Source organism: Motilibacter deserti, from assembly GCF_011250635.1.
GTDB classification, from domain to species: Bacteria; Actinomycetota; Actinomycetes; order Motilibacterales; family Motilibacteraceae; genus Motilibacter_A; species Motilibacter_A deserti.
Genome location: NZ_JAANNP010000221.1, coordinates 1 through 1,603, shown reverse-complemented (window position 1 = coordinate 1,603; position 1,603 = coordinate 1). Strand labels below are relative to the sequence as shown.

The window sequence follows — 1,603 nt, the reverse complement described above, 5'->3', positions numbered from 1 at the left end:
CCGCGACCGCGGCCCGCAGCTCCTCCAGGTCGCCGGCGGCGAGGAGGGCCTGCAGATCACGGGCGGTGCTGGCCGCGATGTCCCCGCTGCGCGTCAGCGTGCCGAGCTCGAAGCGGACCGACTGCACGGCGGTGCGGGCCGGGACGAGCTGGTCGACCAGGCCGAGCAGCTGGGTACGCGCCGCGTCGCCGATCTTGCTGGCGGCCGCGGTGTCGAGCCAGGCCCGGATCTCCTGCGCCCGGGCCCGCATGGCGGCCCAGTCGCCGGCCGCGTACGAGGCGGACGCGTCGGCGAGCAGGCTGCGCAGGTCGCGGGCGGCGCTCGCCGGCAGCTGTGCCGAGAGCGCCTCGAACGCCGCGCTGACGTCCGAGACCCGGACGACGGCCGGCTCGGCAGCGGCGAGGGAGGCGATCTCCGCGTCGCTGAGCACCCGGTCGTACACGTGGACCGCGTCGATGGCACCGGGGAAGTAGTCGACGGGGTTGCCGTTGAACTTGCCCCGGCCGATGACCAGGTTGCCCGGGTCCTCGGCGCCACCGCAGACCGACGCCTTGCCGGCCAGCTGGCCGTCGACGTAGATCCGCAGCTCGCCCGCGGTCACGTCGCGGACCCCGGTGAGGTGGTACCAGCGGCCGACCTGCGGCTCGCCGAGGTTCTGCGCCAGGGCGCGGACGCCCGGGTAGCTGAACGCCCAGCGCCGGTTCTCCCCGGAGTACTGCAGGAAGAAGTCGCTGCTGGTGTTGCCGTCCTGGCTGACGACGGTGGCGAAGCCGCCCAGCCGGTCGATCTTCGCCCACGCCGACACCGTGTAGTTGCCGGTCGTGTCGACGGCCTGGGCCCCGGTGTCGACGTACTGGTTGGTGCCGTTGAACTGAAGTGCGTTTCCAGACTTGCCGGTCACCCACGTCGGGCCGTTGACGAGCGTGCCGTCGTGGCCGCCACCGCTGACGTCCTCGGTGACGCTGCCGCGGCCCTCGTCGAGCGGCCAGGCGCCGACGCCCACCAGGCCGGGCTTGCCCGGGGGCAGCACGACCTGGCCGGTGCTCTCGCCGGCGGCGATGATCTCCTCGTTGATCGCGCGGATCTGGGCCGGGTCGACCTTCTCCTCGCGACGGTCGTAGGTCCAGAGCCCGTTGAGCTCGGTCTCGACGTCGGTGATCTGCGTGTAGACCGACCCGGACAGCCCGCAGCTCGCGGCCGCGATGAGCGGGCGCTCGTTGTTGACGTACGCCCGGGTCAGGTCGGCCCTCGTCTGCAGGTCGGGGCCGTAGTTGTTGAGCGACCCGCCCGGCCAGGTGTGGCCGGGGATGACCAGGCCCATGCCGCCGTGCTCGCCGTCGATCGCGGCGCGGTTGGCGTCGGGCGCCGGGAAGGCGGGGCCGTTGTCGCGGTACTCGTGCCAGTCGAGGATGTCGCCCCGGCCCGAGTCACCCTTGGAGTTGCAGCAGTTGACGCCCGAATGCGCGTTCACCAGTCGGGTCGGGTCCTGGGCCTTCACCGAGTCGGCGATCTGCCCGGTCGTGGTTCGGTCCCACTCGCCCCAGCCCTCGTTGAAGACGACCCAGCCGATGACCGAGGTGATGCTGTCGTGCTCGTCGACGAC

1 protein-coding gene is annotated in these 1,603 nt (G+C 72.4%); it reads right to left on the bottom strand.

Annotation, left to right across the window (positions count from 1 at the left end):
- On the bottom strand, window positions 1–1,603 hold a 1,603-nt coding region (locus tag G9H71_RS22595; RefSeq protein WP_166284995.1), incomplete at both ends, for a LamG domain-containing protein.